4 protein-coding genes are annotated in these 3,769 nt (G+C 66.6%); 3 read left to right on the top strand and 1 reads right to left on the bottom strand.

Annotated elements, in window-relative coordinates; translation table 11 throughout:
* Positions 1–843, bottom strand: an 843-nt coding sequence (locus QN358_RS18695) for a carbon-nitrogen hydrolase family protein (protein ID WP_323513259.1), incomplete at its 3' end; no start/stop codon positions are given.
* Between the two features lie 172 nt (positions 844–1,015).
* Between QN358_RS18695 and QN358_RS18690 the strand changes: the two genes are divergently transcribed.
* The 3 genes from QN358_RS18690 (at position 1,016) to QN358_RS18680 (ending at position 3,696) form a co-directional block, all read left to right on the top strand.
* Complete coding sequence (locus tag QN358_RS18690; RefSeq protein ID WP_323513258.1) at positions 1,016–1,546, top strand: hypothetical protein; 531 nt, start codon at positions 1,016–1,018, stop codon at positions 1,544–1,546.
* A 49-nt stretch (positions 1,547–1,595) separates the two neighbouring features.
* Positions 1,596–2,000, top strand: coding sequence for a thioredoxin (gene trxA / locus QN358_RS18685; protein WP_136641990.1), 405 nt, complete (start codon positions 1,596–1,598; stop codon positions 1,998–2,000).
* Positions 2,001–2,073: 73 nt separating this feature from the next.
* On the top strand, positions 2,074–3,696 hold the full coding sequence (locus QN358_RS18680; protein WP_136641991.1) for a family 14 glycosylhydrolase: 1,623 nt from the start codon (positions 2,074–2,076) through the stop codon (positions 3,694–3,696).
* The last annotated feature ends 73 nt before the right edge of the window (positions 3,697–3,769 follow it).

The following is a 3,769-nucleotide window of genomic DNA, read 5'->3' as shown; positions in this document are numbered from 1 at the left end:
GTCTCGTGGGCTCGGAGATGTGTATAAGAGACAGGGGGTGACGGAGAAGCGGCGGAGGGCGAGGGCCGGGTTGGTGCGGCGGATGCCAGCGAGGCGGGCCGGGTCGAGGAAGGCCACGGCAACATCCGGCGCCGCCCCGATGGCCGAGAGAACGGCGCCCGTCGGGTCAAGAACCTGGCTGAGCCCCACCCCGCCGGGCGCGGTGTGGTCGGCAGCGGCCACAAAAACGGTGTTCTCGATGGCACGAGCGGCGAGCAGCGTGTTCCAGTGGCGCTCTTTGGTGGGGCCGGGAACCCACTCCGACGGTACGAGCACGAGGTCGACGCCGGCGTCGACCAGCCAGCGGGTGACCTCAGGAAAACGGAGGTCGTAACAGGTCTGCAGTCCGACGGTGAAACCTCCGAGCGTGAAGGTTTCGGGCGGCGCAACGGTGCCGGCGTGCATCCAGTCGCTCTCCCGGGCACCGAACGCGTCATACAGATGGATCTTGCGGTAGCTCGCGACGAGAACCCCCGCCGGGTCGAGGGCGACGAGGGTATTGAAGTAGTGGGATGCATCGCTTGACTCGATGACTCCGGCAACCAGGTGGATGCCCAACTCGGCCGCGATCACCCCGAGACCCTGCACGAACTCTCCGCCCCGCGGTTCGGCGGCGGCGAGCGCGCTCGGGCCGAGTGGTTCGGCGAAATGGGCGGAGTACTCAGGGAACACGACAAGCTGCGCCCCGCGCTCTGCCGCGGTGCTGGCGAGCGCGCGAATCGCGGTGAGGTTGGCGGCCTTGTCGTTGCTCGGGGCGAACTGCGCCACGGCGATCCCGAGCCGGCCAGAAGTATCGGAACTCATGGAGCAAGCCTAGGGGCGGGCGCGCGCGGTGGGAGTGGCCGCGGCCGGCGGGCGCAGGTACTGCGAGCGCTGCAGGTGGCAGGTGGCAGGTACGGGCGCGGGTGCGGGTAGCAGGCGCGGCCAGCGCGGTCTCGCCAGGCGGCGGAGACCCCGCGGCGCGCCGCGTAGAATCGTGTTCGGCCCCCTCCCGACGACGAAAGGCGCCATGATTCTCGACCGGCTCCCCTTCGAGCGCATCGACCGCCTGGCTGCGGGCCGAAACGCGGGCTACCGTATCGCCGACGATCAGCGGTCGCACCCGAGCACGCAGAAGGCCTTCACCGTCATCACGTGGCTGCTGGGCGCCGAGTTCGTGCTCGGTCTCACCGCGATGGCGACTGCAGCCATCTTGACGCTGAATCACGTCGACGTGCCGTGGCCGGTGTGGTTTCGCGGGCTCGTCGTGCTGGCAATCACCGTCACCCTCTTCTACTTCACCTGGCGGGCACGAGCCGGCTACTACTGGGCATACTCGCGACTGCGACTGTTCAGCAAGATCTTTCCGGTGGTGACGCTCGTCATCGCCGCGATTCCGGGGCTGTACCCGCTCTGGATGGTCACCGAACAGATCGTTTTCAGCCTGATTCTGTTCGGCATCGCCGAGTACCTTTCGAGTGATCACATGCGCGCCGCGTTCGTCAAGCCGTCTGCCGCCCGACTCTGAGCGGGCGCAGCCGGGGAATGACGTCGACGACCGGAGTGTTGGCTCTGTCATGAGTACGCAAACACTGACCCAAGAGAACCATGACAAGACCGTTGCCGACGGCATCGTTCTCATCGACTTCTGGGCTGCCTGGTGCGGCCCGTGCCGGCAGTTCGCCCCCGTCTTCGAGTCGACGAGTGAGAAGAACGCCGACATCACGTTCGCCAAAGTCGACACCGAAGACCAGCAGGCCCTCGCCGCGAGCTATGGCATCACCTCGATTCCGACGCTTGTCGTGTACCGCGACGGCATTCCCATCTTCGGGCAGCCCGGCGCCCTTCCCCAGCCCGCGCTCGAGAACCTCATCGAGCAGGTTCGCGGCCTCGATATGACCGAGGTTCGGAAGGAATACGACGAAGCCATGACCAAGCGCGCGGCCGAGTCGAACGGTGAGACCTCGACCGAAGTAGAGTAGTCGACAATTTCTCAGCTATGCTGGTGGATGCGTGCCCGGGGGTCATGCATTCATCCGCAAGCGAGAGAGATCAATGAAGATACCCACACCCGGGCAGTGGCGCACTGACGCGCAGCGCAGCCCGCAGCACAGCCCCCAACGCAGCCCGCACCGCAAATCACCGCGCATCGGCCGCCTCGGCCGCCGCATCGCCGTTCTCGGCGCCACTGCCGCGTTGGCGGCCGGCGTCATCACCCTGCCGAACGCGGCGCTCGCCTCCCCCGGTGACTCCCCCACCGTCGTGGCCATGGCCCGGCTGCAGATTCCCGACTGGCAGACGAAGGGCCCCGAGTGGCAGGCCTTCGTCAGGCAGCTCGACGAATTCAAGAAGATGGGCGGCACAGGAATCGAAGAAGACGTCTGGTGGGGCAAGGCGGCTCTCAGCCCCACCACCTACGACTGGGCGTACTACGACCAGACGTTCAGTGCGATCGTGGCCGCTGGGCTGAGCATCGTACCCATCATGTCGTTCCACTCGTGCGGCACCGGCGTCGGCGACTCCGGCGACTGCGCGACACCCATCCCCCTGCCCAGCTTCGTCACGGCACCGGTCAACTACGGCGGAATTCTCGGCACCCGGCCGGCCGACAACTTCTACCAGAGCGAGTACGGCAATGTCTCCACGCAGGCCGTCGCGCCCTGGGGTATGGCCGCCCCTCGGTCGTACCAGTACATGAAGAACTTCATGAACGCCTTCGAAGACCACTTCGGCGCCGGCTTCAGCACCAAGATCTCTGAGATCGCGGTGAGCACGGGCCCTGCGGGTGAATTGCGGGAGCCTTCGTACGACGCCCAAGACGCGGGTGTAGCGGGCACGCCCGGCTTCTTTCCGAACCGCGGAATCCTGCAGGTCTACAGCCCCGCGGCACGCGCGTCGTTCGTGCAGTGGGTTCTGGCGAAGTACGGTTCGGTGGCCGGTGCAGGGTCGGCCTGGGGCATCCCGGGCCTGACACTGTCGACCATCTCGCCGCCCGACGACCACGACCGCTTCTTCACGTCGGGGGCCTACCTGAATTCGAGTTACGGGCACGACCTCACCCAGTGGAACAACGAGTCGCTCGTGAACCACGGCCGCACCATTCTCGACGAGGCCATCGAGGCGTTCGACGGGTCGCTCGCCCACACCCCGCTCAGCATCAAGATTCCGGGCGTGCACTGGCAGACCATGGCGTCGAGCCCCATTCGCCGGGCGCCCGAGGTGGCAGCCGGGCTCATCTCGACGAATGTCGACGTGAACAGCGATGCCACCGGGCACGGCTACGACACCATTCTGAACATGGTGCACGACGCCGATGTGCACGGTGACGGGGTCAGCCCCGTCACCCACCACGTAGTGCTGCACTTCACCGAGCTCGAGAAGCCGAACATCGAGTGGGATGGTTCTGCGCACGCCTACTCGGCGGCGGCCGACCAGGTGGGGTGGATCGCCGACGCGGCGGCAGCCGAAGGAGTGCAGCTGAAAGGCGAGAACGCGCTCAACGGCGGTCTCTACAGCGACGGCGACGCCAGCTCACCGGGGTGGTCGCACATTCGTACCGCCTTCGACCGCGACCCCGTGAAGAAGTTCTCGGGCCTGACCGTGCTGCGGTTGCCCGACATCGCGAGCGGCGGTTTCGCCGAGACGGAGATGACCAACTTCATTCGCGACTACAAGTAGCCCACACACGAAGAAGCGGGGGCCGGGGGGGGGGGGGGCCGCGGGGGCGGGGAATGTGTTTTTGGGGGGGGGG

Source organism: Subtercola sp. RTI3, assembly GCF_035018625.1.
GTDB lineage: Bacteria > Actinomycetota > Actinomycetes > Actinomycetales > Microbacteriaceae > Subtercola > Subtercola vilae.
Note: the sequence above shows the minus strand (reverse complement) of the source record. Positions and strands in the feature narration are given on the sequence as shown.

Bases quoted from the DNA above. Each gene is read 5' to 3' on its own strand.
- trxA (WP_136641990.1), top strand. From the start codon at position 1,596: ATGAGTACGCAAACACTGACCCAAGAGAACCATGACAAGACCGTTGCC.
- QN358_RS18680 (WP_136641991.1), top strand. From the start codon at position 2,074: ATGAAGATACCCACACCCGGGCAGTGGCGCACTGACGCGCAGCGCAGC.